Origin of the sequence: Pseudomonas sp. FSL R10-1350 (genome assembly GCF_009600525.1) — a bacterium.
In the GTDB taxonomy this organism is placed as follows: domain Bacteria; phylum Pseudomonadota; class Gammaproteobacteria; order Pseudomonadales; family Pseudomonadaceae; genus Aquipseudomonas; species Aquipseudomonas helleri.
Map to the genome: position 1 here is coordinate 1 of NZ_WIVR01000152.1, position 1,540 is coordinate 1,540.

Here is a 1,540-nt window from a genome sequence, read left to right on the forward strand (position 1 = left end):
TCATTCAAGGCTTGCTCGACCGCGGCTACCTGATCAAAAACGGCAAGGCGCTGGCCGCCACGCCCCCAGCCTTCAGCCTGATCGACGCGGTGCCCCGCGCCATCGCCGACCCCGGCACCACCGCCATCTGGGAACAGGCGCTGGACATGGTGCAAAGTGGCGAAATGCCCCTTGAGATCTTCGTCGCCAAGCAGGCCGCCTGGATGAGCAAACACATCGAGCGCTGCAGCGGCATGAGCATGACCATCAGCGGCCCGGCCAGCCCGGCGGGCGTAACACAGCCCTGGAAGAAAAAACGCAAAAGCCCGGCCAGCAAGGCCAAGCCCAAGCGCATCACAAAAGCTAAAAGTGCCTGACGGGGGTCAAAGGCTCAGCGTCCCGGAGATACACGTCACCGCCGCGCCACCGACCCAGATGTCCTCGCCAGCCTGCTCAATGAACACCCGCCCTGCCCGCCCCAAGGCCGTGCCCTGACTGGCCACATAACGCTGCGGCGCCAGGCCGTCAGCGATCAACCATTGCGCCAACCCGGCGTTCAAACTGCCGGTGACCGGATCTTCCTGCATGCCGTCGCCGGCCAGAAAGGCCCGCACCTCAAACTGCGCCTCAGCGCCATCACGCTCAGCCGACCAAGGCGCTACCACACCCAATGCCAGACCGTGTAATTGCGAGTAGTCCGGCTTAATCGCCAGCACTTGCTCACGATCCGCCAGCAGCAGCGCCAGCCAGCCCGGCCCGTTATCGACCCAGCGCGCTTGCTGCACAGCGTGCGGCTCAATGCCCAAGCCTTGGCACACACGCTGCAACAACGCCTCATCGACCGGCCCAGTACGCAACAGAGGCGGCGCGGTAAAGGCCAATTGCCCAGCGTTGCGACGGACCCGGATCAGGCCTACCGCACACTCCTGAATGATCTCCTCACCACGTGGCTTGCCACCGGCTTCCAGCCAGGCATGACAACTGCCCAACGTAGGGTGCCCGGCAAATGGCAACTCGCGCAGCGTGGTAAAAATCCGCAGCCGATAATCCGCCTCGGGGTTTTGTGGTTTCAGTACAAACGTGGTTTCACTGAGATTGGTCCAGCGCGCGAAATCGGCCATTTGCTCATCGCTCAAGCCGTCGGCATTCAACACCACCGCTACCGGATTGCCCTTGAGGGCCACCGTGCTAAACACATCAACTTGCTTGAAATCGAAGAGGCTCATGGCGGGTTCCTTGTGTAGTGAGTTGGCCATCCTACCGCTATGCAGGCGCTTTTTTTAAAAAGATCAAAAGATCGCAGCCTGCGGCAGCTCCTACAAAAGGTAATCCGAGGCGTTACTTGAACTGCCGGCTCAACCCCGGCGGTACGCCGCTGGTGTCGGTTTCTTCCCAGGGCCCGTTCGGGCTGATCCCGCGGCTCCAGCCGTTGTCCCAGCGGTAGTAGGTACGTTGGCGATAAAAGATGTTGCTCTGGTCATCCAGCACATACACGCCCAAGCGGGCGTCCCAGTGGCTCGGGCCGCCCGGTGGCGGGGCGAAGGTGGCCGAGGTGCGCGGC

The 1,540-nt window shown here is 62.3% G+C and carries 2 protein-coding genes and 1 pseudogene; 1 reads left to right on the forward strand and 2 read right to left on the reverse strand.

Going from position 1 to position 1,540, the window contains the following annotated elements:
• Nucleotides 1-356, forward strand: a 356-nt coding sequence (locus GHO25_RS25555; protein ID WP_372240982.1) for a DNA topoisomerase, incomplete at its 5' end; no start/stop codon positions are given.
• A 6-nt stretch (nucleotides 357-362) separates the two neighbouring features.
• Here GHO25_RS25555 and GHO25_RS25560 read toward each other — a convergent pair.
• Both GHO25_RS25560 and GHO25_RS25565 read right to left on the reverse strand, forming a co-directional pair.
• Nucleotides 363-1,205, reverse strand: a complete 843-nt coding sequence (locus GHO25_RS25560; RefSeq protein ID WP_153393346.1) for a PhzF family phenazine biosynthesis protein — start codon at nucleotides 1,203-1,205, stop codon at nucleotides 363-365.
• Between the two features lie 112 nt (nucleotides 1,206-1,317).
• Nucleotides 1,318-1,540: pseudogene (locus GHO25_RS25565) on the reverse strand (hypothetical protein); the annotation flags it as partial.